The sequence below is a fragment of the Bacteroides nordii genome, from assembly GCF_019930665.1.
GTDB classification, from domain to species: Bacteria; Bacteroidota; Bacteroidia; order Bacteroidales; family Bacteroidaceae; genus Bacteroides; species Bacteroides nordii.
In genome coordinates, this window is record NZ_CP082886.1 from 124,629 (window position 1) to 147,025 (window position 22,397).

Below are 22,397 nucleotides of genomic sequence, written 5' to 3' on the forward strand. Positions count from 1 at the left end.
GATGGGCATTAATACAGATAAGAATTTTAAGTTATATTATTCGATAGCTGAGGTTGCAGAGATGTTTGATGTAAATCAGTCTTTGCTTCGTTTCTGGGAGAAAGAATTTCCTCAGATTGCGCCTAAGACAAGTGGGCGGGGGGTACGTCAGTATCGTAAGGAAGATGTGGATACTATTGCCTTGATTTATCATTTGGTAAAGGAGAAAGGAATGACTCTGCCTGGTGCGCGCCAAAAGTTGAAAGATAATGGAGAGGCCACCATTCGCAACTTCGAAATAGTCAATCGCTTGAAGGATATCAGAGAAGAATTACTGTCTATAAAAAAAGAACTGGACGAACGATAATCGCCGTCCGGCTCTTTAGCTTATTCATTTGATCTTTAATCTTTTTAATTCTCTACACGCGTTACAGATTTAATATTCTGAATCTTTCGCAGGTTATCACAGATTGCTTTAACATCATCTACATCGTGCACATAGAGTTGTACTTTCCCTTCAAAGATACCATCATTGGTTTCTATATCCAACTTACGAATGTTTACGTTAAGTTGTCGTGATATGACTTGAGTGATTTCGTTTAAGAGTCCCATACTATCTATGCCTTTGATATAAATATACACAAGGAAAGAGAGTACTTTATGTGTGTCCCATACGGTGGCAATAATACGGTTACCATAACTGCTTTTCAATTTGGCTGCTACCGGACATTGGCGCTTATGGATGATGACGCGGTCATTTTCATCTATATAACCCAAAACATCGTCTCCCGGAATAGGATGACAACATTCTGCTATGATATACTGTTTTTGTAGTGCTTCTTCGGTAAGCTTTAATATCTGTTTCGGATTAATAGCTTCTTTTTCCTGTACCTCTTTTTCTTCCGGTTGTTTTTCTTTATTTCCTCCTCCAAAGGAGAAGGTCAGGTATTTTTTCCAGTTACTGCTTTGCTTTTCTTTTAATTCATTCTTGTCGGCATCTCCTAAAATAATACTTTTGTTCCCTATGGCTATAAATAGTTCTTCTTCATTCTTCATGTTATGCAACTTGGACAACTTCGCGATGATCACATTATCCGGACGGATTTCCTCTTTTTTAAGAAACTCGTTAAGAAGCTCTTCTCCTTCTTTCTGGTTAATTTTCCGTTCCTTACGCAGAATGGCAGCTATTTTGGCACGAGCTCGCGCCGTGGTGGCAAATACCTCCCATTGGGGTTGTACACGTTGTGATTTGGAAGTCAGAATTTCTACCTGGTCACCACTTTGCAGTTTGTGGCTCAGAGGGACCAGCTTGTGATTTACTTTTGCACCGATACAGTGACTGCCGATGTCTGTATGTAATGAGAAAGCAAAATCCAGTGCTGTGGAATTCTGAGGCATGGTTTTGAGTTCACCTTTTGGTGTGAACACAAATATTTCGGAGGCAAACAGGTTGAGTTTGATTGTATCCAGGAAGTCAATAGCATCCGGTTGAGGATCATCCAGGATTTCTTTGATGGTTTTCAACCACTTCTCAAGTTCTCCCTCGTCTTCACTACCGCCTCCTTCTTTGTATTTCCAATGGGCGGCAAATCCTTGTTCTGCAACGTCATTCATGCGTTCACTACGAATCTGGACTTCGATCCATTGTCCGTTGTTACCCATCAGGGTAACATGCAGTGCCTGATATCCATTGGCTTTAGGATGACTAACCCAGTCGCGCAGGCGGTCTGGATGAGGTTTATATATTTTGGAGATAGATACATATATATCAAAACAGTCATTTAGCTCTTCTTCCGGATTTCTGGGTTCAAAGATTATACGTACAGCAAGCAGATCGTATATTTCTTCAAAAGGAACATGCTTGGTTTGCATCTTATTCCAGATAGAATAAATGGATTTGACGCGTGCCAATATGCGATATTTTAATCCCATCTTATCCAGTTGCTCTCGGATAGGTGCAGTAAAATCATTGAATACCTTGTCTCGTTCTGCGGCAGTGGCATTCAGCTTTTCTTCAATTTCCAAATATTCTTCAGGATGTTCATACTTGAAGCTGAGGTTCTCCAGTTCTGTTTTTATCTTATACAATCCCAGACGATTGGCCAAAGGGGCATAGATGTAAAGCGTTTCTCCTGCAATTTTATATTGCTTGTTGGGCAACATGGAACCCAGTGTACGCATATTATGCAGACGGTCGGCAATCTTAATCAGAATTACACGAATATCGTCTGACATGGTGAGCAATAACTTCTTAAAGTTTTCCGCCTGAGCCGATGCACGATCACCAAATATCCCACCGGATATTTTGGTCAGTCCATCTACGATTTGTGCAATCTTAGGACCAAAGATGTTCTCAATGTCTTCTACTGTATAATCTGTATCCTCTACGACATCATGAAGTAAGGCTGCGCAGATAGAAGTTGAACCCAAGCCTATCTCGTTACATACAATTTTAGCAACAGCTATCGGGTGCATAATATAAGGTTCACCGGAACGGCGTTTAATACCTTTATGTGCCTGATTGGCGAAATTGAATGCTTTTGTTATAATCTCAACACGTTTGCGATGCTTGGTTGCAAGATAATCGTTCAGTAGTTCCTGGAACGCTTGATCGATCATCTCTTCTTCTGCCAGTTCTTTTGGGGGTATATTAGTATCCATAAATGTCATCTTTTCATTGCTTTCTGCAAAAATAAGCAATTTTCAACTCGATGCAAGCAAAGATGTATTTATTTGTATATTTTCAGTTGTTTTCCTGCTGCAATCTTGGTATTTCGTAATCCGTTCCAGCTTTGGATATCTTTTATGCGAACTCCATATTTTGCTGCAATGGTTCCCAGTGTTTCCCCGCTTTTTATTTTGTGGTAGGTTGGCGTTCCTTTTCCAACAGAAGCTTTGGCCCTTGTATTGCTCGGCGGAGTATTATCATTGATAGCAATCGTTTTCCGGTTTCTGAATAACTCATCAGCCCGGTGAGCATAAATTGTATCTTGCTGATCGATAAATATACTAATGTGGCTTTGTGGCAGGCGAAGCGTGTAGGATTTGCTATCTCCCGGGATTATGTTCTTTTTATATTGGGGATTAAGACTTTTTATCTGGTCGATATTAACTCCACAGATGTCTGCGATCTGTTCAAAGTGCAGATTCTTATTTACTTGAACCGTATCTGTACTGGCAGGAATATTTGTTTCCATCGGGCAAATATTATGATCGCAGTAGTAGGTCATTACATAGTTGGCTGCAATAAAAGCCGGTACATATCCGCGGGTTTCTTTGGGCAGGAGATTGTATATATCCCAATAATCCGTTTTACCGTTTGCGCGGCGTATGGCCTTGTTAATTGTTCCCGGGCCGCAGTTGTAAGCTGCAATAACAAGGTTCCAGTCGCCATATATGGCGTATAGCTCTTTCAGATAACGTGCTGCCGCCCAGGTTGCCTTAATCGGGTCACGGCGTTCGTCCACAAGACTATTTGAGTCAAGCCCATACATCTTACCTGTAGCCAGCATAAATTGCCACAGCCCAGAAGCTCCTGCACGGGATACGGCAGAAGGATTTAAAGCTGATTCAATGATAGGCAGATATTTGAGTTCCAGTGGGAGGTTGTAGGCATCGAGTGCTTCTTCAAAAATAGGCATGTAAAAATTACAGGCACTCAACATAAAAGAGACCTGATTGCGCAGACGTCCTGCATACATATCAATAAATTTGCGTACAATTTCATTATACGGCATTTCCATGATAGCGGGGATGCGCGAAAGACGGTCGATATAGACAGAGTCACTGAACAGTGGATTCACTTCAGAAGTACTGCAATCTTTGCCTAAATCGATATAGTTTTTAGCTTTCCAGTCATTAAGCAGACTGTCAAGCGGATAAGTCATACTTTTCGGAAGGTCGATACTTTCCTGGCGCTCGGTTCCGTTTTCTTTGATAATTACGTCTACACTTTGTGCTTTTACCTGTGTGCTTGCTAACAGGAAAAAGAGAATAAAGGGGTAATAGTTTTTTAGTTTTTTCATTCTTAGTTGTTGATCTTCAGTTGTTTTTAAAACCTAAAGCTACATTGTACACCTACCGATTTATTCATCGGGCGGAATTGGTCGTTAATAATTGTTGGCTCAACCCGCAGACTTAAATCCGGGGTAATATCAAAATTCGATAATTCTGCATCAACATAAGCGTCGATTACAGAGATCAGATATACACCGATAAAAGCGAATATACTAAGATCTCGATAGCGACGGAACATATCTTTACGTTTTCGTAAAACTTCTTTGGCCTGGCTGTCTGAATAACCTGTAGGAGGTAAAATGTCAAGATGACTATTAGTTGTAGGGTCACTATCCATTATATCCAGATAAGCTTGCGAGTAATCTTTATACATCTTCCCGTTCCAGCTTAGTGCATAAGCACATCCGGCAAATCCTCCATAAATAATGGGAAGTTTCCAGAACTTACGATTGTAAATTTGTCCTCCTCCCGGGAAAACGATTGCCAGCCAGGTGGCCTTTGTCGGATTAGGAGTCCAGATTTTCTCTGGAATGGCAGGAGGCACAGTATCTTTGGGTTGGGGCAGGACTACAGCTGTCTCTATCTCTTTGAGATTTTTCTTATTGGCCTTATCCAAGCTGTCAGCTACTATAGGAGCTACCGCCTGCATTTGGGTACTGTCTATTTTAAGTGCAGTGATACTATCTCTACTGAGCAGAGCTCTGTTTGTGCCCAAAGAATCTTTCTCTGCCGGACTATTGGTCTCACGATGCCGGCGCGCACGTGCTTTAGGAGCTTCACGTACTGTTACGGAGTCGTGTGTTGTAACCTTGACAGGTTCTTGTGCATACACATCAATCCCTGCTACCTGTAGAAAACAGAGAAGCAGGGTGATGATATATGGTTTGTATATCTTATATTTCCTTGTCATTTACTTCTTTAACGTGTCGAAGATTTCCATGATACGTTCCAGATCTTCTTCGTTGTTGAAGGGGATGCTGATTTTACCTTTTCCTTTCTCAGAACAGGTCAACTGTACCTTGGTATTGAAAAATCCCGAAAGATGTTGCTTTAGCATGTTGAATTCTTCCGGTAGTTTGGAACGCTTTGGTGTGATTTTGCGTGTTCCGCTTTTTACGGTTTCTCCTTCGCTCAGTGATTTTACAATCTCTTCTACTTTGCGTACGGAGTAATCGTGCTCCAATATCTCTTCGAATATTTTTACTTGCAGTTTAGGGTCTCCCAACGTAATTAATGCGCGGGCATGTCCCATATCAATTTGTTTGTTTTGCAATGCCATCTGAATTGGTGCCGGTAACTTCAACAAGCGCAAATAGTTGGCAATAGTAGTACGTTTCTTACCTACTCGTTCGCTGAGACGTTCCTGCGTCAATTCATATTGTTCCAGCAAATGTTGATAGGCAAGGGCTATTTCTACTGCGTTAAGATCTTCACGCTGAATATTTTCAATCAGCGCCATTTCCATTACGTTTTCATCATCGGCTGTGCGGATATAGGCTGGGATTGTTTTTAACCCCGCTTTAAGTGAGGCTCTGTAACGGCGTTCTCCAGCTATAATCTGATATTCATCCTCCGTAAGCTTACGCAATGTGATAGGTTGGATAATACCGATTTCAGAGATAGAATCTGCCAGTTCCTGCAATGCCGTTTCGTCGAATTCCCGACGTGGCTGATTCGGATTAACAGAGATTTGTGACAACTCTATCTCATTAATAGACGAAGAACCTTCGGTCTTTACTTCATCCATTGAAAGCAGAGCGTCTAACCCGCGGCCTAATGCATTTCTTCTTTGTGTTGCCATATACCTCGTTTATTTACTATTTCTGTTGATAATTTCTTGTGCTAATGCCATATGATTTTTGGCTCCGGTTGATTCTGCATCATATAAGATGGTTGGTATACCGTAACTGGGAGCTTCGCTTAGTTTGACATTACGCTGTATTACAGTCTTAAATACCAATTCCTGAAAATGGCGTTTTACCTCATCGTATATCTGATTGGCCTGACGCAGGCGTGAGTCATACATTGTCAGTAAGAATCCTTCTATTTCCAGTGCCGGGTTAAGTTTGGATTTTATAATTTTAATGGTATTCAATAATTTACTGATTCCTTCGAGAGCGAAGTATTCAGCCTGCACAGGGATGATTACAGAATCAGCAGCGGTCAGTGCGTTAATAGTGATGAGCCCCAGCGAAGGCGAACAGTCTATTAATATATAATCATATTCTTCCTTCAGAGGAGTTAACACTTCTTTCAATATCTTTTCGCGGTTCTTCAGATTTAGCATCTCTATTTCTGCTCCTACCAGATTGATATGTGAAGAGATGACTTTCAGTGATTCAATTTCTGTGTCATGGATAGCATCCTGTACATCAGCTCTATCTATAATACATTCATAGATTGTACACTCTGATTGCTTAATATCAACTCCCAGACCAGATGAAGCATTTGCCTGTGGGTCTGCGTCAACCACCAGTACTTTTTTTTCGAGTGTAGCGAGTGAGGCTGCGAGATTGATCGTAGTCGTTGTTTTACCTACACCGCCTTTTTGATTGGCCAAAGCAATTATTTTTCCCATATTATCTAATTTTATCGGCTGCGAAATAAGTGATAATAACTCAGAGCACCTACGAAAAAAGAGAAACTTTGCTGATTCTGTTGATAAGTCATCTGTTTTGTTAATAACTGAACAATGAAATCTTTATGTATTCCTTTTCCTGGCCTGCAAATATACATATTTATATTAAATAACGGGTTGCTTTTTTACTCACTTGCAGAAGATTAAGATTTGTAAACGCCTGCAAATGATTATGCGGGAAAGTAAATAATAACTCCTGTACCTTCTCAGAATACATATAACTAAATATCTTCAAAGTCTGGATGAAGGTTTAAAAAAGGGGAGAGTTGGTGATAAACGTTCTTTTTGCTACTTTTGTACTGAATTATAAAGACTAAGGAGATTATTATGGAAAATAAGCGACCTTTGATACTCATCTCTAATGATGATGGTGTCATGGCAAAAGGCATAAGTGAACTTATAAAGTTTCTTCGTCCGTTAGGCGAAATTGTAGTTATGGCGCCCGATACTGCCCGTTCGGGTAGTGGATGTGCTATTACCGTGACTCAACCTGTACATTATCAGTTAGTTCGTAAAGAGGTGGGATTGACCGTATACAAATGTTCGGGTACACCGGCTGATTGTATTAAACTGGCTTGGAATACAGTACTTGATCGGAAACCCGATTTGGTGGTAGGAGGTGTTAATCATGGTGATAATTCGGCAACGAATGTCCATTACTCCGGTACGATGGGAATTGTAATTGAGGGGTGTCTGAATGGGATTCCTTCTATTGGCTTTTCTCTTTGCAGTCATGATCCCGGAGCCGATTTTGAGTCAGCAGGCCCGTATATCCGTCAAATAGCTTCTCAGGTATTAGAAAAAGGATTACCTTTATTAACTTGTCTGAATGTAAATTTCCCTGATACAAAGGATATTAAGGGAATTAAAGTCTGTGAACAGGCTAAGGGGCGATGGACCAATGAATGGGAAGCTTGTCCCCGAAAAGGAGATAGCAATTATTTCTGGCTGATAGGAGAGTTTACAGATGATGAACCGGAGAATGAGAAGAATGATCATTGGGCACTTGCTAATGGTTACGTTGCCATTACTCCGACCAAAGTGGATGTGACGGATTATGAGTTTATGAACGAACTGAATAAATGGTTTGAATAATGAAATATTATCTCATTGTTGGCGAAGCTTCCGGTGATCTGCATGCCTCTCATCTGATGGCTGCATTGAAAGAAGAGGATCCGCAGGCCGATTTTCGTTTCTTTGGCGGTGACTTGATGGCTGCTGTTGGAGGGACGATGGTGAAGCATTATAAAGAATTAGCTTATATGGGATTTATTCCTGTATTGTTGCATTTGCGCACTATCTTTGCCAATATGAGGTGTTGTAAAGAAGATATAGTATCCTGGAATCCGGATGTTGTTATTCTGGTAGATTATCCAGGTTTCAATCTGAATATTGCAAAGTTTATTCACTCTCATACTCAAATACCTGTCTATTATTATATTTCGCCAAAGATATGGGCTTGGAAGGAATATCGGATAAAGAACATTAAACGTGATGTTGACGAGCTTTTTTCCATTCTTCCCTTTGAAGTTGAGTTTTTTGAAAAGAAGCACGGCTATCCGATACATTATGTTGGCAATCCTACGGTGGATGAGGTGACTGCTTTTTGTCATTCTCATTCGGAGAGTTTTGGAGATTTTATTCGCGACAATAATCTGGAGGATAAACCGGTTATTGCTCTTCTTGCCGGAAGTCGGAAGCAAGAGATAAAAGACAATCTTCCCGGTATGTTAAAAGCAGCTTCTGCTTTTCCTGATTATCAGTTGGTGCTGGCGGGAGCCCCTTCTATTACTCCTGAATATTATCAGCAATATGTAGGCGATGTGCAAGTGAAGATTATTTTCAATCAGACTTACCGGCTTTTGCAACACTCTGATGTAGCCCTGGTTACCTCTGGTACAGCAACATTGGAAACAGCACTTTTCCGGATTCCTCAAGTTGTATGTTATTATTTGGCATGTGGCAAGTTTGTGTCTTTTTTGCGTAAGCATATTCTGAAAGTAAAGTTTATTTCTCTTGTTAATTTGATAGCCGATCGTGAAGTTGTAAAGGAACTTGTTGCTGATACAATGACGGTTGAGAATATGAAAATAGAGTTGGAACGACTTTTGTTTAATAAGGAGTACCGCCGGAAAATGTTGGATGAATATGAATTAATGGCTCAACGTCTTGGTCCAGCTGGAGCTCCCCGGCATGCTGCTCGTGAAATGATGAAATTGCTTAAAAAATAAGCTATCTTTTGATAATAAATCTAAAGCCGGTGCAGTAAATGCCCGGCTTTTTTATTTATCTGATAGAAACAAAAAAGAAAGGAATACATATATGAAAAAGTTGAATTGTTTTTTCTTAGTGTTGTTATTGGTATTAATTCCTACTTTGCAATCATGTGATGAGAGTGATGGATATTCTATCGGACAACGTGGAGGGAGTTGGGCTACAGTTCGTGTAGTGAGTGGTGATACGTATTATTTTGAGTCCGATAATTATGGGAGTCTTTGGCCGGCTGCAACAAATGTTTATGGATTTAAACCGGTAGACGGTAAACGTATGCTTGTTGTTTTCAATCCTTTGTATGATAACTATGGGGAGTATGATATGGCTATTAAGGTTGAGAACCTATTTCCTGTTACAACGAAGCAGGTGGAAGACTTAACCTCAGAGAATGAAGAAGAGATAGGCAATGATCCGGTCTCTATTCTTAAAGGTGATATCTGGATTGCTAATGGATATCTGAATCTTATATTCGAACAGAACAGACCTGTTTATGGGCCACACCGGGTTAGTCTGGTGCGTAATACGATAGAGGAAGCAGAAGATGATGGATATATCCATTTAGAATATCGTTATAATACGCATAACGATCTGTCCGGTTGGTTTGGTTATGAACCCGTTTCATTTAATCTGAATTCTCTGGACTTTGAAGGAAAGAAGGGGTTGAAGTTGAAACTGAACTCATCCGTAAATGGCAAAATTGAGTTGACATTTAACGTGAAAGAAACGACGTCTGTCCCCAAAATAGCTCTAAACCTTGTTTATAACACACTGGAAGCAGGTAAGACGGAATAGTGTTTTGCCGGGCTTTCAATTAAAACGGGCCTGTCTTTGCTGTTGGAGACAGGCCCGTTTCTGTATATGAATCTTTTTTAAATCCATGTCAATGCGTACAGATAAACTACTGCTGGAGGTATCGCCATCAATGCACTATCAAACCGGTCTAACATACCACCATGTCCAGGAAGAATAGACCCGGAGTCTTTGATGTGAAGTTGGCGTTTTAATAATGATTCTGTAAGATCCCCCCAGGTACCAAAAACTACTACTACCAATGCGAGTCCCGCCCATTCTGCTACGCTCATAATCGGGAAGAAATGAGCAAATACAAAAGACGAAGCTATTGATACCATGCCTCCTCCAATAGAACCTTCCCACGATTTTTTAGGGGAGATACGTTCAAAAAGACGATGCTTTCCTATTAATGAACCTACACAATAAGCTCCTGTGTCACTCAACCAGATGAAGACGAAAATAGATAACGGCAATATCCGGTTGTAGCTTACAGAGGAATCTTCCGGATTATTGTGAAAAGCCAATGCACTCAATAAAGCGAAGGGTAATGCAATGTATAGTTGACTCAACATAGAGAAAGCCCAATTGAGCACAGGGCTTTCCTTCTTCAGATACAGTTCGCTAATCATCATGTAGAGAAGCAAAAGTAAATAAGGAAGGAATATTTTAGAGTCTGATGCATCAATGCAGAATCCCATTATAGCCAGAAACAGATAAGCTCCGCCCAACATGATAATGTTCTTATTGACGCTGACACCTTCTATATGATTGACCAGGCTACCAAATTCCCGTATTGTTAGAGCACTGATTACTATAAAAAGTGCTCCGAAACTGAATGGGTGATAGAGAATGCATCCTACCAATATGGCTACAAATAGTACCCCTGTGATCGCTCTTTGTATAAAATTGTTTTTCAACGTGTTTAGATTTTAATTTTGTAATTCGGTAACCGGTGTTTCTGCTGAGGCTTCAGCTTCCTTTTTGGCTTCCTTCTCTTCGTTCATTTTCTTTTCAAGAGCTTTCTCTGCATCTGCAGCGTCTTTACTTTCTTTAGCTGCCATGATTTCTTCAGAGCGTGATGCCCATGGACGTTTACCAAAGATACGTTCTACATCCTCCGCAAAGATAACTTCTTTGTCTATTAACAATTGAGCCAATTGATTATGTCCGTCTTTATGTTCGGATAGAATCTGTTTAGCCCGTTCGTATTGTTCGTTGACCATCTTTTTTACTTCCTCGTCAATTAATTCAGCTGTCTTTTCACTATAAGGACGATTGAAAGAATATTCATCATTGTTATAGTAACACAGATTAGGCAGTCTGTCGCTCATACCAAGATAAGCAATCATACCGTATGATTGTTTGGTGACGCGTTCTAAGTCGTTCATTGCTCCGGTTGAGATTCTTCCAAGGAATAAATCTTCTGCGGCACGTCCACCTAAAGTGGCACACATTTCATCAAGCATTTGCTCTTTGGTGGTGATTTGACGTTCTTCCGGTAAATACCAGGCAGCGCCTAATGCACGACCACGCGGTACAATGGTTACCTTTATCAATGGATTGGCATATTCAAGTAGCCAGGAAATGGCTGCATGACCTGCTTCGTGCAGCGCAATGGAACGGCGTTCAGCTTCGGTTGTTATTTTGGTTTTCTTTTCCAGACCACCAATGATACGGTCTACTGCATCCAGAAAATCTTGTTTACCAACAAAGCTCTTTCCATGGCGGGCTGCAATCAAGGCAGCTTCATTACATACATTGGCTATGTCTGCTCCTGAGAATCCAGGTGTCTGGCGAGCCAGTAAATCTACATCTACACTATCATCTATTTTAATAGGACGCAGGTGTACACCAAATACTTCTTTACGTTCATTTAAGTCGGGCAGGTCTACATGGATTTGACGGTCGAAACGTCCGGCACGCAAAAGGGCTTTATCCAATACGTCTACACGATTGGTAGCGGCAAGGATAATAACGCCACTGTTAGAACCGAAACCATCCATTTCTGTCAAGAGCTGGTTCAATGTATTTTCGCGTTCATCATTTCCTCCCATTGCCGGGTTTTTACCACGGGCACGTCCTACTGCATCAATTTCATCAATAAAAATGATACAGGGAGCTTTCTCTTTTGCCTGGCGAAAGAGGTCGCGAACTCGGGAAGCACCTACACCAACAAACATTTCAACAAAGTCTGAACCTGCCAGAGAGAAAAACGGTACATTCGCTTCACCGGCCACCGCTTTGGCAAGCAGGGTTTTACCTGTTCCCGGAGGACCTACCAACAACGCACCTTTAGGAATCTTACCACCAAGGTCCGTATATTTCTGTGGTTGTTTCAGGAATTCTACAATCTCTTCCACTTCTTGTTTGGCCTCGGCAAGTCCTGCCACATCTTTAAATGTGATTTTAATAGCACCACCTTTTTCAAAAAGTTGTGCTTTGGACTTTCCTACATTGAATACTCCACCGCTGCCTCCGCTTGCTCCACCACTCATTCGACGCATGAAGAATATCCACAGTCCGATGAGGAAGATGATCGGCAAGAAGTTTATCAGAATAGAACCAAATATGTTGTTCTTTTTATCGTAGCTTATGGAACCATCAAAATGGCCTTCTTGTTTTTGGGCATCAATGAAATTACCAAGACTCTCACGTGTGGGAGCTTCAGTGGTAATCATTGGGTTTTTGCCAACGCGGGTTGAATCTTGTTTGAATACCTTGCCCACAAACTGCGGTTTGATAAATACTTCAACCGAACTGTCGTCATATCCTACTACTTTACTCACATACCCTTCACGAACGTACTGTTGGAATTCGTCGTAAGGAATCTGTTTGCTTATAGTACCTCCCTGATTACTCCACCAAAGGCCCAGGAGCATTAGGGCTATAATCATGTACATCCAGTTCAGATTGAACTTGGGCATATTTACTTTATTGGGTTTCTTGTTTTTATCTTCCATATTGAAAAATTAGTCAATGTCGGGGATCGTTGTTAACTTGGCATCCGCCCAAAGATTTTCCAGATTATAGAAATATCTGGTTTCGGGCAGGAATACGTGTACCAGCACATCTGAATAATCCATAGCTACCCATTCGGCATTTCGCAGACCATCTATTGCAAATGGTTTAATGTCTGTGCCTTTCCGGGTGAAATCTTTGATTGAATCAACGATGGCTGTTATTTGGCTGGGTGAGTTACCTTGACAAATTACTAAATATTTGCATATTGTATCGCCAATATTTGTCAGGTCGGCTATAACGATGTTTTTACCTTTTTTCTCTTGAATTCCTTCTGTTATTTTTTCAATTAATATTTTCGTCTCGTTCATTTATCGGTTGAAATTTAATAATCAATGCTTTTACTTCTCTTTATAACAAGGAAGCTCTTGTCTTTGTTTCTTGCTATATTAACATAATATAGGTTACAAATATACGCTGAATTCTTGTATCAAAGAAAGTTATGTCGTAAAACTCTTCTTTTTTTGTGTTTTTTAGGGATGTATCTTTAAAAATAGGGAGGACATCATTGATTTTTTGCAAAAAAAATATGTGAAATGTTTGAAATTCCCAAATTCTTTGTATCTTTGCACCCGCAAACGAGAAACAACGGAGTCGATCGTTGAAAAATAAGTATTGGGCTATGGTGTAATGGTAACACTACAGATTCTGGTCCTGTCATTTCTGGTTCGAGTCCAGATAGCCCAACAACACTACAGTTAATTACAGATAAAAAGCCGCTAAAATTGCATTTTTAGCGGCTTTTTTTGTATCCGATAGTAATGTAACCGAAAAAAGATAACAGCGATTCGGTGACATTTGCGGTGACAAGTATCGCTTCTTCTCATTCTTTTTTTAATGAATTCATCTAAAACCAATAACAGATGAATAAGAAGCAAACTTTTTCCGTGCTCTTCTGGATTAGGAAGGGGAGAGGCATCGGAAATCTGTCACCACTCTTTTGCCGGGTCACAATCAACGGCCAAAGATACGAAATTCCTACGAATTTTAATCTGAATCCTGAAAGCTGGTCATCAGCCGCCCAAAAGTCGCTTGGAAAAACAGCGACTGACAAAGGGGCAAATCGAGCTATTGAGGATATTAAAGTAGTCATCGAAGAAACTGTAGCAAAAATACGGCAAAAGAACTACACGCTCAATATTGAGAATTTTCGGCTTATGTTCCGCGCGCAGGATAATGAGTATTCCACTATTAAAACACTCTTCGATTACCATGCTGTCATGGAGAAAAAGAACCTACGCGCTATCACGTTTGTAGGTTACGCTATCACGAAGCAACATCTGCTTAATTTCGTCCGTATAAAATTTCACGTCTCCGATTTTGATATCAATGCAATTGATAAGGCGTTCGTTTATGAATTCTTTGCTTACTTGCAAGGATTCAAGAGGCAAGACGATGTACGTCTTTGTACTGTTAATGGTGCGCTGAAACACATACAACGCTTTAAAAAAGTAATGGGTATTGCGCTGGAAAATGAATGGATTAATAAGAATCCGGTTACTGCGCTACATGCTAAGAAAAATAAGGTAGAAAAGGGCTTTTTGTCTAAAAAAGAAATAAAAGCTATCGAAGAGGTGACGTTAAAGCCTAATTATGGCATTGTGAGGGATATTTTCCTGTTTGCGGTCTATACCGGTATCTGCTATGCCGATATCTGCAATCTTACAAATGATAATATTAGTATTGGAATTGATAAGAGTTTGTGGCTGAACTTTAACCGACAGAAAACAGATACCCGGGTATCTCTTCCTTTATTAGAACCCGCGCATACTATATTAACAAGGTATGAAGCCTATAATAATCACAGAAAGAATGGGCGGATTTTCCCGATTCCTCCCAATCAGGTCGTTAATCGTTACCTCAAAACGATAGCCAGGGAAGCCGGAATAGATAAAACGATAACATTTCACATGGCAAGGCACACATTCGCAACGACCATTACGTTAGCCAATGGTGTACCTATTGAAAGCGTATCTAAGATGTTGGGACACACCAATCTTACCACCACGCAGATATACGCAAAGGTGGTAGATACAAAAATAATGGATGATATGGCCGCATTGAAAGATATGTATAAGAAGAAAGAGTCAACAACCCCTAAAGCCGTAAACGAATGAAGGATAGCAAAATTGAAGAAGCCTTTAGAGGTTTAGGAAGAACAGAGAAAGCGAAGTTTGTTTCGCAGAATATTGATTATGCAAATGCTGATGCAGTTGCTAAGTATGTAAGTGGCTATCTATTCGATGTCCTTAATGATGTCGGAGATGATGAGTATATAGCAGCGTATCTCAGAAAAAAGGGATATGAAGTAACAAAACAAGAATAACCCTCAAAACAATATAGAAAGGAGTAAAAATGGCAAGAACAATTTATGAAAACATTGGTGTTGAATTCGTTTTGGAAGAAATAGACGAATATGAAGCAAAAATCAAGGTTAATGACAAAACTCTGATTTATATATCTAGAGAACAAGAGGCTGAATTTGAGGAAGAACTTAAAAAGTTATTCGACAAATATAGAATTTAATTTATAATTAAATAAGGTATGAGTAAAGAAGTAAAAGAAATAGTACGTGTTGGCTTTGCCAAACATATAGCACTATTGGGCTATACAAAATCAGAGAACATTATGTTCCCGTCCAGTGCTCAAATGCAAATATACGATACCGAAGATGAACCATTCGAAGATTGTACAGAAGCGTATGTGGACTTCTTTACAGAAGAACAGGTCGATAATTTGATAGAAGCATTGAAACGAGTAAAGGAATCATTCAAATCAATACAGAATTGAACAAATTATCAAATAAAAAAGCAATAAAGATGAAAACCAAAAGATTGATTGAAATGCAAGCGCCGACGGCGCTGCTGAAACTGGCGGAAGTAGAAGTAGAAAAAGAATATCTACGGTCTGCGGATGTGATGAAACTGTTCTCCATCAGCGACTCAACACTGAAGAACCTGAGACGGTCTGGAGAGCTCCCTTGTTACCGGCTCGGGAAAACGTATCTCTATAAGCGTGAAGAGATTGAGGCCTGTATGAAGAAGCTCACCGAAAGTGACGAAGATTAACCAATGAACTAATACCATTATGAGTAAAAACGGATTCTCTTATTATAAAGCGGAAACAGACCGCTATCAGGATATCAAGATCAAGCGGCTGAAAAAGCGTTACGGGTGTGACGGCTATGCCGTCTACCAATATGCGCTCAATGAGATATATCGTGTCGAGGGCTGTTACATCCGCTGGACGGAGGATCAACTCTTTGATTGTGCAGACTACTGGGGGCTCTCGGAAGCACGTGTTAAGGAGATTATTGATTATTGTGCGGAGATATGCCTGTTCAATACGCTGATCTGGAAGAACCAGTGCATACTGACGGCACGCGCCATCCAGTCGCGCTACCTTGATATCTGCAAGGTGTCGAAGAAGAAAGCATATATCCCGATGGATATTATACTGGTAGAACCGCAACAGGAGATGAAACAGCCGGAGCCGATGCCGTTGTTCTCGGCAGAAGTGCAACCCGCTGCCGGAACGGGACAAAATGCACCAATGCCGGAAACTGTTTTCCAGAATCTTCCGGAAACATTCCAGAATACTCCGGAATACTCTGGAAATATTCCTGAAAAAAACGACAAAGAAAAGAAAAAGAAAGAAAATACCCCCTCTATCCCCCCGGTACGTTCCGGAGAACTCTCGGAGGAGGAGGCGAAAAAATTGCTTCGCTCTGTTGGATTGGATAGAAACGGGATATGCCCGGCACAGGCAGCTGCGCCGCCACCGCCATCGGATAAACCGCGCAACCCGCACGGGCTGCTGGAGGCGTTAAAGTCATTCGGACTATCACAAGTTGAGTTGGAGGAGGTGCTCCGGCTGTCACGGCACGGGGAGATAGATAACCCTGTGTGGGGGATTTTGAATGAAATCCGGACGAGCAAAAAAATTAAATTTCCGCGGCTATTTCTTTTGTCGAGGCTGCGGGGCGCGATGGGCGAAGTGGTGAAGAAGGCGGCGGCATCGTAACGTAAAGTGTTCACTTCCGGTAAGTTACAATTATAATAACCGTTAGTGACGGAATGATTTATCACGAATGTAATTAACAATAATACAGCGAATTATGAGTGAGACAAACGTGGTGTACTATCCGCGCCGAATGCGTGTAGGATGGTGCGTGGCCCACACTGTCAGGGTGATGGGCGTGGTAATTGAACGCTACGGACAGCGGGCAGCGACGTATCCGGAAGCCTGCCGGCTGGCCGAATCGATGAATAAACAGACCGGGAACGGCCATAACAAAAAAACGGAATGAGAGAAAAAGCAAGTACACTGACACTCAGGCTATATGCCGATGAAGCGGCCCAGCTGGAGATCGTGAAACAGCAGGTAGGTAAGCAGACCGGGAGTGAGGCAATCAAGTACGTGATTCGGGAGTACCCTCGATTCTGTGCACACTACAAGCAACAGGCAAAGGAGTGGCAGGAGAAGGAACGGAAGTACCAGGAACAGGAGTGGGAGATCAGGGAACTGAAGGAAGCGCTAAAGGTGGTGATGAAGTTCATCAGGGAGGACTGATAGCAGATCTCTCCGGAAGCAACTCTCGAGCTGAGCGAATCTGATAGCAGATTGTTGTGGCCAGGTTCGCCGGCTGCCGTGAAAGTGATAGCAATTCTATCGGATATCGCATTGATCAGGAAGAGATCCTGTCAGGTGGGTGATAGCAGCGTTGCATCTGAGTGTCTACCGCTCAGCCCGTGCCGCCCGTCTCGCGAGCCGTCTCCTTCGTCGCCGACTTCGCCAGCCGTGCCGCCCTCGGGCAGTGCGGTTTCCATGCTTCCGGTTCCGAAGGGCTACGGTCTGCGGTTGTTGTCTACGGTTACGCTCCGTGCCGCTTCCATGCCCTTTCCGTAGCTGCTTGTTTGACGGGCAAAGAAGCCGCCCTCTGCCGGCTCCGACTGTCTACGGTTCGCGGTTGCTATCGTTCGTCCTGGTACTGTTCCTGTCCCAGTCTGTCGGTATCGCTGCCCGGCGTTCGCTCTGTTATCTGAAGCGCCCTTCGCCGTCCTTCGGGCGCGTTGCAGACGTGATGTTGCTGCAGCGGTGGGTGATATACGGCAATTGACGGACCGTAACGGGTTCAGAGGGAACTATAATGAGCAATTATGTTTCAATGGTCGCGGTCCAAGTGTTCCCGCGCTGCATTAAACATAACAGCGCATTATAGCCCTCTGCCCCCTGCCGCCGGGCTACGGTTTCCGAAGGGGCTTAGAAGTTACCCCGTTCGGAGCTACAGCGCTGCATCTCTCGGGCAGTGCGGCTGTCTGTCTAAGTTCCAAACGCCGGACCGGGCTACGGTTCCGACCGCGCTGCCATGCCGTCCGGCACAAGCCCGGGGTCGCGGGCACAGCCCGATACCTCATTTCATCGCTGACGCCGTGCCGGACTGCAACCAGTGCCCAACTGCACGGCGGGACGGCTACGCCGCCCGCTTCGCGAAGCGCGGCGAAGCCACGCCAAGAAAGTAATAAACAAACTTTTGCTTCCGACATTAATGTCGAGAGCAAACTAAAAGAGATAAGTGATAATTCTCAAAATTAATGAAGGGATGAACTATTTATTGAATATTCTAAGAGAAGCAAAATCTGATAATTGTACTGTATCAAGGTCTAATTCTTTTCTAAGATCATTTCGCAATTCATTGAGTAATTTTGAAGTATCGGCTGTTCTGTTAGTCTTCATATCTGAAACAAACTCTTTTGAAAGCTGTATTTGCTTTAACGATCCAAATAGTTGTATGTCAGCAATAGCTTTTTCTAAATTATTGATTAATGAGGCATCATGTCTGTTTGAGGCACTTTCTAAAAGCTGCCAAGCAGTAATGAGATATTTAATTCTCATCTCTTTTTTTTTATTAATTAAATCTCTTTTTTTATTTAAAGAGTGTACAATAAACAAGCTAAAGAAACTAAATACCAATGCTATTAAGCTAATAATAAGCGACCAACTATTTTCCATGAAAAAACTATTAATTAATAATTATACAAATATATAAAAACAATTCAAAATTGAACAGAAAGAAGTAATTAATACGCTCACACCGCTACAGCCCGAACCCTCTTCGGTGGGGGAGCGCCCTGCGGTAAGGGGGGCGACCACGCCCACCGACAAGCGTACCCCCCAAGGGGGCGGAGGGGGGTAGATCAAAAAGAATACCTTATAACTATATATAATCATATTACGAGTACAACCCTACCATATAATCCGTATCTTTATGCTTGAAAATCAAACTCATGCTATCAATCTCAAATCTTATCTCATGGAAAAAACGAAAACACCGCACCTTGAAAACCGCTGCTATGGCTTCAAAGAGTTCGCAGTGCTCTACTTCCCGAACATCGCACCCGCATCAGCATCGATACGGCTCAAACAATGGATACTCACCTCTGCGGAAGTCGTGGCCGATCTTGAAGCAACCGGATATCAACGGACTCAACGCATCTTAACACCCCGCCAACGCGATATTATTGTAACCGCTTTCGGCTCACCTTTCTAAGTGTAATTTTATGAGAAAAATCACTCTGATTGTGGTGCATTGCACCGCCTCGCGCTGCACAAGCACGCTAACACCTGCCGTCCTGGACGCTGAACACCGCCGACGCGGCTTCACCGGTTGCGGCTATCATTATTACATCACAAAAGACGGAACAATACACCCCATGCGCGACGTTACTCTAATCGGCGCACACGCCAAAGGCTTCAATGCCGGCAGTATCGGCATTGCTTACGAAGGTGGATTGGACGCGGATGGGAAACCGGATGATACACGTACTCCCGTCCAGAAAGAATCCCTCCTTATTCTTATCCGTCGCTTAATGGCTGAATATGCAACTATCAGTGCCGTTGTGGGACACCGTGATCTCAGCCCCGACCTAAACGGAAACGGCATCATAGAGCCACAAGAATGGATTAAAATATGCCCCTGCTTCGATGCCTCAGCCGAATACCGGGAATTAGTGATGAGTGATTAGTGATAAGTAAGCGTACGAAAACACAAGCACTAATCGCTTATCACTAATCACTAATCACTAAATACCTTTCTTTGCCGGACATTTAAAAAAGGAGGATAGTATGAAACCATTCTGGAAAGCTACGTTGGGAGTTTTAAAGCTCGTTTGCAAATTCATTACCTGGTTGGGTAATGGCAACGGCAAAGGAGATGCTCCGGCAAGTAAGTAGAACCACCTTTAAGGGCTGCAGCGATAGGCGTTGCAGCCTTTTTTCTTGTTGTAAACACACATATTCATATCGATATTCACCCAACCGCATACACCCCTGGAGCGCTCACGCGCACGTACTTATATTTGTGTCATTATTAACCCACAAACCTTACTATTATGCCAGTAAAGTATTCTGTTATTCCGCGCAAAAACCCGCTCAAGAAGGATGAGCCGGCAAAATTTTACGCGCAAATCCAATCGAACGGTGAAGAGGATTTCAAATCGATGACCCGCGCAGTAGCCGACCGTTGTACGGTGACCGGTTCGGACGCAAAGGCTGTGCTTGATGCCTTTACAACCATTATGATCCAGCGTTTGTCCAATGGTCAGATTGTTCGCTTGGCCGATCTTGGTTCATTCCGCATGTCGGCAACCAGTCAGGGCACTGCTACCGAAAAAGAATTCAATGCCGCTAAAATCACGAAAGCACGCATTATCTTCACGCCCTGCAAGGAGTTGAAAGATATGTGTAAGGCGGTTTCTTTCACAAAAACTTCTCTAATTCCTGTTCCTGAAGAAGGCGGAACCGGAGGAGAAGGCGAGGGCGAAGACCCATCTGTATAAACCGTGCCTACAAGGCTTCTAACGCGTGTAAAACGTCCGTACCTTTTAAAATTAGGTACGGACGTTTTCTTTTTCCGCTCCGTACCTTTTTAAAAAACGACCGGAACGTTTTTCCGGGACGGTTTTTGGGGATATTCTTCCGTTTTTCTGCTTTTTGAGAGGATTTCGTATCTATATATAATAATACCCTCGTGTATTTTCCTCTTTTCTTTCACAAAGATCGGCAGAAGCTCTCAGGCCATCAAGGAACGCTGCGCTATTTCAGAAGAAAATCTCCTGAGCTCGTTCCTCGTGCGGTATTTTCTTCTGAAATTCCTTGCCGGTCTGTGTTCTTCTTCCGGGAAATGTTTCAAGAAAAAGGAAAAAAATGGGTTCGCTATGCAGGGTGTGGGCAGTTATAACATTGAACATTGCGGCAAAAGTAGGTGTTTTAGGATAAAAATTGCATTTAATATTGATAGTGTCAGATATTATTCTCACCTTTGTGACGCATTACAATTGTTTGTTTTCAGAGGATGGGAGTACTCGTCTTTTGGGCTACGAGTATATTTTGATATACTCGTGGCTTCCTGATATACGGTTCCGTCCCCCGTGTTGGAGTGTTAATGCACCCACTGTATTTTTCGTCCTCTGGAGAACAATATGTAATGCAACGGGTCAGCGGGACCGTACTTTTTCCCGTCATTACTTTGTTGTATGTTTATGGGAGATATATACACCGTCATATCCTATCATACTTATGAAACAAGCGATGAGACAAGAAGATTTCGCTTAATACTGTATGTCCGTAAAGGGAAGCGCATGCATCGGTATTTTGTCAGGTACCGGGAAGATATTAAGTACGATGTACTCTGTTCGTGTGTTCAGGCTGAAAGACAATACGAACTCAGGTATATAATTTCTTCTTATTTCGCTAAAGCAGTATGCCATATAAGGTTTTCATATAGCTGCTCATACCATTCATTATCAAAAAAGAAACAGAAAAGATTCACAATGGCTGCTTTTCTGAATGATTTATAATTCTCCCTCCCCAAACAGTTAATGTTAATAATAAAAAACCGCTATCTCTCAAAAGGTCGATAGCGGTTTTTTACCTGTGATATTTTTCGGCGTGGCTTTGTCCCGCTTCGCGAAGCGGACGGCGCAGCCGTCTCGCCGTGCAGCCGGTACGGCTGTCATCCGGGTCGGTGCGCCGCAGGGCGCGGTCCGCAAGGGCAGGCGTAGCGCGAGCGACAGAGAAAGGTATCGGGCTACCGCCCGCGACCCCGGGCTTGTGCCGGACGGCATGGCAGCGCGATCGGAACCGTAGCCCGGTCCGGCGTTTGGAACTTAGACAGACAGCCGCACTGCACGAGGGATGAAGCGTTGCCACCCACTTTCAGCCCCTTTGCCGACCGTAGGGAGCGGGGCGGTAGGAGATGGCGGTATTAAATATAATAATCATTTTGCACGAATAGCAGCTCCGATGCCGGGCAACAATGCTTATTATGTTTAATACTAAGCTCCTCTCTCTTTTTTCTGCAGTCGTGCAGAGAAAAAAGGAATACCGATGAAACACCACGTCTGCAACGCGCCCGAAGGACGGCGAAGGGCGCACGGGTAGAAGGACGAACGCTGGGCAGCGATACCGACAGACTGGGACAGGATCAGTACCAGGACGAACGATAGCAACCGCGAACCGTAGACAGTCGGAGCCGGCAGAGGGCGGCTTCTTTGCCCGTCAAACAAGCAGCTACGGAAAGGGCATGGAAGCGGCACGTAGCGTAACCGTAGACAACAACCGCAGACCGTAGCTCGGAGGAACCGGAAGCATGGAAACCGCACTGCCCGAGGGCGGCACG

At 42.6% G+C, this 22,397-nt stretch carries 23 protein-coding genes and 1 tRNA gene; 15 read left to right on the forward strand and 9 right to left on the reverse strand.

What is annotated here, in order from left to right:
• The first annotated feature begins 1 nt into the window (after position 1).
• On the forward strand, positions 2 to 346 hold the full coding sequence (locus K8P02_RS00425) for a MerR family transcriptional regulator (RefSeq protein WP_002559285.1): 345 nt from the start codon (positions 2 to 4) through the stop codon (positions 344 to 346).
• Positions 347 to 390: 44 nt separating this feature from the next.
• Here the strand turns inward: K8P02_RS00425 and K8P02_RS00430 are convergent, their stop codons facing one another.
• From K8P02_RS00430 to K8P02_RS00450, 5 genes are all read right to left on the reverse strand, one after another.
• Positions 391 to 2,640 (reverse strand): RelA/SpoT family protein, encoded by a 2,250-nt coding sequence (locus K8P02_RS00430; protein ID WP_007484056.1) that lies wholly within the window; start codon positions 2,638 to 2,640, stop codon positions 391 to 393.
• A gap of 68 nt (positions 2,641 to 2,708) precedes the next feature.
• Entirely contained in the window at positions 2,709 to 4,004 is a 1,296-nt protein-coding gene (locus tag K8P02_RS00435; protein ID WP_002559287.1) for a lytic transglycosylase domain-containing protein, read from the reverse strand.
• Positions 4,005 to 4,030: 26 nt separating this feature from the next.
• Positions 4,031 to 4,906 carry a DUF5683 domain-containing protein gene (locus K8P02_RS00440; RefSeq protein WP_002559288.1) on the reverse strand — a complete coding sequence of 292 codons (876 nt, stop codon included), beginning with the start codon at positions 4,904 to 4,906 and terminating at the stop codon, positions 4,031 to 4,033.
• Positions 4,907 to 5,797 (reverse strand): ParB/RepB/Spo0J family partition protein, encoded by an 891-nt coding sequence (locus K8P02_RS00445; protein ID WP_002559289.1) that lies wholly within the window; start codon positions 5,795 to 5,797, stop codon positions 4,907 to 4,909.
• 9 nt (positions 5,798 to 5,806) lie between these two features.
• Positions 5,807 to 6,574 carry a ParA family protein gene (locus K8P02_RS00450; protein WP_002559290.1) on the reverse strand — a complete coding sequence of 256 codons (768 nt, stop codon included), beginning with the start codon at positions 6,572 to 6,574 and terminating at the stop codon, positions 5,807 to 5,809.
• A 387-nt stretch (positions 6,575 to 6,961) separates the two neighbouring features.
• On the opposite strand from K8P02_RS00450, the gene surE reads away from it, so the two are divergent.
• From surE to K8P02_RS00465, 3 genes are all read left to right on the forward strand, one after another.
• Positions 6,962 to 7,729, forward strand: a complete 768-nt coding sequence (gene surE / locus K8P02_RS00455) for a 5'/3'-nucleotidase SurE (protein WP_002559291.1) — start codon at positions 6,962 to 6,964, stop codon at positions 7,727 to 7,729.
• A complete protein-coding gene (gene lpxB / locus K8P02_RS00460; RefSeq protein WP_002559292.1) occupies positions 7,729 to 8,865 on the forward strand; it encodes a lipid-A-disaccharide synthase in 1,137 nt (378 codons plus the stop codon). Before surE ends, lpxB begins: the two co-directional genes overlap by 1 nt.
• Positions 8,866 to 8,956: 91 nt before the next feature.
• The gene (locus K8P02_RS00465) at positions 8,957 to 9,700 is read left to right on the forward strand and encodes a NigD1/NigD2 family lipoprotein (RefSeq protein WP_025867558.1); all 744 of its coding nucleotides are present in this window, start codon (positions 8,957 to 8,959) and stop codon (positions 9,698 to 9,700) included.
• 77 nt (positions 9,701 to 9,777) lie between these two features.
• Here the strand turns inward: K8P02_RS00465 and K8P02_RS00470 are convergent, their stop codons facing one another.
• The 3 genes from K8P02_RS00470 to rsfS are packed head-to-tail and all read right to left on the reverse strand — an operon-like array spanning position 9,778 to position 13,029.
• Positions 9,778 to 10,617, reverse strand: coding sequence for a phosphatidate cytidylyltransferase (locus tag K8P02_RS00470; RefSeq protein ID WP_195349393.1), 840 nt, complete (start codon positions 10,615 to 10,617; stop codon positions 9,778 to 9,780).
• Positions 10,618 to 10,629: 12 nt separating this feature from the next.
• Positions 10,630 to 12,660: an ATP-dependent zinc metalloprotease FtsH gene (ftsH, locus tag K8P02_RS00475; RefSeq protein ID WP_002559295.1), complete on the reverse strand. Its 2,031-nt coding sequence runs from the start codon at positions 12,658 to 12,660 to the stop codon at positions 10,630 to 10,632.
• 9 nt (positions 12,661 to 12,669) lie between these two features.
• Positions 12,670 to 13,029: a ribosome silencing factor gene (gene rsfS, locus K8P02_RS00480; RefSeq protein ID WP_002559296.1), complete on the reverse strand. Its 360-nt coding sequence runs from the start codon at positions 13,027 to 13,029 to the stop codon at positions 12,670 to 12,672.
• A 305-nt stretch (positions 13,030 to 13,334) separates the two neighbouring features.
• Between rsfS and K8P02_RS00485 the strand changes: the two genes are divergently transcribed.
• The 8 genes from K8P02_RS00485 to K8P02_RS00520 all read left to right on the forward strand — a co-directional run bounded on the left by K8P02_RS00485 (position 13,335) and on the right by K8P02_RS00520 (position 17,290).
• A tRNA-Gln gene (locus K8P02_RS00485) sits at positions 13,335 to 13,405 on the forward strand.
• 176 nt (positions 13,406 to 13,581) lie between these two features.
• A complete protein-coding gene (locus tag K8P02_RS00490) occupies positions 13,582 to 14,835 on the forward strand; it encodes a site-specific integrase (RefSeq protein ID WP_025867559.1) in 1,254 nt (417 codons plus the stop codon).
• Positions 14,832 to 15,044: a hypothetical protein gene (locus K8P02_RS00495; RefSeq protein ID WP_223381861.1), complete on the forward strand. Its 213-nt coding sequence runs from the start codon at positions 14,832 to 14,834 to the stop codon at positions 15,042 to 15,044. The genes K8P02_RS00490 and K8P02_RS00495 overlap by 4 nt, the downstream gene beginning before the upstream one ends.
• Positions 15,045 to 15,073: 29 nt before the next feature.
• Complete coding sequence (locus tag K8P02_RS00500) at positions 15,074 to 15,244, forward strand: hypothetical protein (protein ID WP_008647653.1); 171 nt, start codon at positions 15,074 to 15,076, stop codon at positions 15,242 to 15,244.
• Positions 15,245 to 15,262: 18 nt separating this feature from the next.
• Positions 15,263 to 15,508, forward strand: a complete 246-nt coding sequence (locus tag K8P02_RS00505) for a hypothetical protein (RefSeq protein WP_025867561.1) — start codon at positions 15,263 to 15,265, stop codon at positions 15,506 to 15,508.
• Positions 15,509 to 15,537: 29 nt separating this feature from the next.
• Positions 15,538 to 15,786 carry a helix-turn-helix domain-containing protein gene (locus K8P02_RS00510; protein WP_155921462.1) on the forward strand — a complete coding sequence of 83 codons (249 nt, stop codon included), beginning with the start codon at positions 15,538 to 15,540 and terminating at the stop codon, positions 15,784 to 15,786.
• 19 nt (positions 15,787 to 15,805) lie between these two features.
• Complete coding sequence (locus K8P02_RS00515) at positions 15,806 to 16,741, forward strand: DUF4373 domain-containing protein (RefSeq protein ID WP_025867563.1); 936 nt, start codon at positions 15,806 to 15,808, stop codon at positions 16,739 to 16,741.
• 282 nt (positions 16,742 to 17,023) lie between these two features.
• Positions 17,024 to 17,290 (forward strand): hypothetical protein, encoded by a 267-nt coding sequence (locus K8P02_RS00520; protein WP_025867565.1) that lies wholly within the window; start codon positions 17,024 to 17,026, stop codon positions 17,288 to 17,290.
• 1,035 nt (positions 17,291 to 18,325) lie between these two features.
• On the opposite strand, the gene K8P02_RS00525 is transcribed toward K8P02_RS00520, so the two are convergent.
• On the reverse strand, positions 18,326 to 18,730 hold the full coding sequence (locus K8P02_RS00525) for a hypothetical protein (protein WP_025868339.1): 405 nt from the start codon (positions 18,728 to 18,730) through the stop codon (positions 18,326 to 18,328).
• Positions 18,731 to 18,986: 256 nt separating this feature from the next.
• On the opposite strand from K8P02_RS00525, the gene K8P02_RS00530 reads away from it, so the two are divergent.
• The 3 genes from K8P02_RS00530 to K8P02_RS00540 all read left to right on the forward strand — a co-directional run bounded on the left by K8P02_RS00530 (position 18,987) and on the right by K8P02_RS00540 (position 20,556).
• Positions 18,987 to 19,268, forward strand: a complete 282-nt coding sequence (locus K8P02_RS00530; RefSeq protein ID WP_025868338.1) for a DUF4248 domain-containing protein — start codon at positions 18,987 to 18,989, stop codon at positions 19,266 to 19,268.
• 10 nt (positions 19,269 to 19,278) lie between these two features.
• On the forward strand, positions 19,279 to 19,743 hold the full coding sequence (locus tag K8P02_RS00535; RefSeq protein WP_025868337.1) for an N-acetylmuramoyl-L-alanine amidase: 465 nt from the start codon (positions 19,279 to 19,281) through the stop codon (positions 19,741 to 19,743).
• A 366-nt stretch (positions 19,744 to 20,109) separates the two neighbouring features.
• Positions 20,110 to 20,556, forward strand: coding sequence for an HU family DNA-binding protein (locus K8P02_RS00540; protein ID WP_025868336.1), 447 nt, complete (start codon positions 20,110 to 20,112; stop codon positions 20,554 to 20,556).
• Positions 20,557 to 22,397 lie beyond the last annotated feature (1,841 nt).

Coding starts and splice junctions, on each gene's coding strand:
- K8P02_RS00425 (WP_002559285.1), top strand. CDS start 2: ATGGGCATTAATACAGATAAGAATTTTAAGTTATATTATTCGATAGCT.
- K8P02_RS00430 (WP_007484056.1), bottom strand. CDS start 2,640: ATGGATACTAATATACCCCCAAAAGAACTGGCAGAAGAAGAGATGATC.
- K8P02_RS00435 (WP_002559287.1), bottom strand. CDS start 4,004: ATGAAAAAACTAAAAAACTATTACCCCTTTATTCTCTTTTTCCTGTTA.
- K8P02_RS00440 (WP_002559288.1), bottom strand. CDS start 4,906: ATGACAAGGAAATATAAGATATACAAACCATATATCATCACCCTGCTT.
- K8P02_RS00445 (WP_002559289.1), bottom strand. CDS start 5,797: ATGGCAACACAAAGAAGAAATGCATTAGGCCGCGGGTTAGACGCTCTG.
- K8P02_RS00450 (WP_002559290.1), bottom strand. CDS start 6,574: ATGGGAAAAATAATTGCTTTGGCCAATCAAAAAGGCGGTGTAGGTAAA.
- surE (WP_002559291.1), top strand. CDS start 6,962: ATGGAAAATAAGCGACCTTTGATACTCATCTCTAATGATGATGGTGTC.
- lpxB (WP_002559292.1), top strand. CDS start 7,729: ATGAAATATTATCTCATTGTTGGCGAAGCTTCCGGTGATCTGCATGCC.
- K8P02_RS00465 (WP_025867558.1), top strand. CDS start 8,957: ATGAAAAAGTTGAATTGTTTTTTCTTAGTGTTGTTATTGGTATTAATT.
- ftsH (WP_002559295.1), bottom strand. CDS start 12,660: ATGGAAGATAAAAACAAGAAACCCAATAAAGTAAATATGCCCAAGTTC.
- rsfS (WP_002559296.1), bottom strand. CDS start 13,029: ATGAACGAGACGAAAATATTAATTGAAAAAATAACAGAAGGAATTCAA.
- K8P02_RS00490 (WP_025867559.1), top strand. CDS start 13,582: ATGAATAAGAAGCAAACTTTTTCCGTGCTCTTCTGGATTAGGAAGGGG.
- K8P02_RS00495 (WP_223381861.1), top strand. CDS start 14,832: ATGAAGGATAGCAAAATTGAAGAAGCCTTTAGAGGTTTAGGAAGAACA.
- K8P02_RS00500 (WP_008647653.1), top strand. CDS start 15,074: ATGGCAAGAACAATTTATGAAAACATTGGTGTTGAATTCGTTTTGGAA.
- K8P02_RS00505 (WP_025867561.1), top strand. CDS start 15,263: ATGAGTAAAGAAGTAAAAGAAATAGTACGTGTTGGCTTTGCCAAACAT.
- K8P02_RS00510 (WP_155921462.1), top strand. CDS start 15,538: ATGAAAACCAAAAGATTGATTGAAATGCAAGCGCCGACGGCGCTGCTG.
- K8P02_RS00515 (WP_025867563.1), top strand. CDS start 15,806: ATGAGTAAAAACGGATTCTCTTATTATAAAGCGGAAACAGACCGCTAT.
- K8P02_RS00520 (WP_025867565.1), top strand. CDS start 17,024: ATGAGAGAAAAAGCAAGTACACTGACACTCAGGCTATATGCCGATGAA.
- K8P02_RS00525 (WP_025868339.1), bottom strand. CDS start 18,730: ATGGAAAATAGTTGGTCGCTTATTATTAGCTTAATAGCATTGGTATTT.
- K8P02_RS00530 (WP_025868338.1), top strand. CDS start 18,987: ATGCTTGAAAATCAAACTCATGCTATCAATCTCAAATCTTATCTCATG.
- K8P02_RS00535 (WP_025868337.1), top strand. CDS start 19,279: ATGAGAAAAATCACTCTGATTGTGGTGCATTGCACCGCCTCGCGCTGC.
- K8P02_RS00540 (WP_025868336.1), top strand. CDS start 20,110: ATGCCAGTAAAGTATTCTGTTATTCCGCGCAAAAACCCGCTCAAGAAG.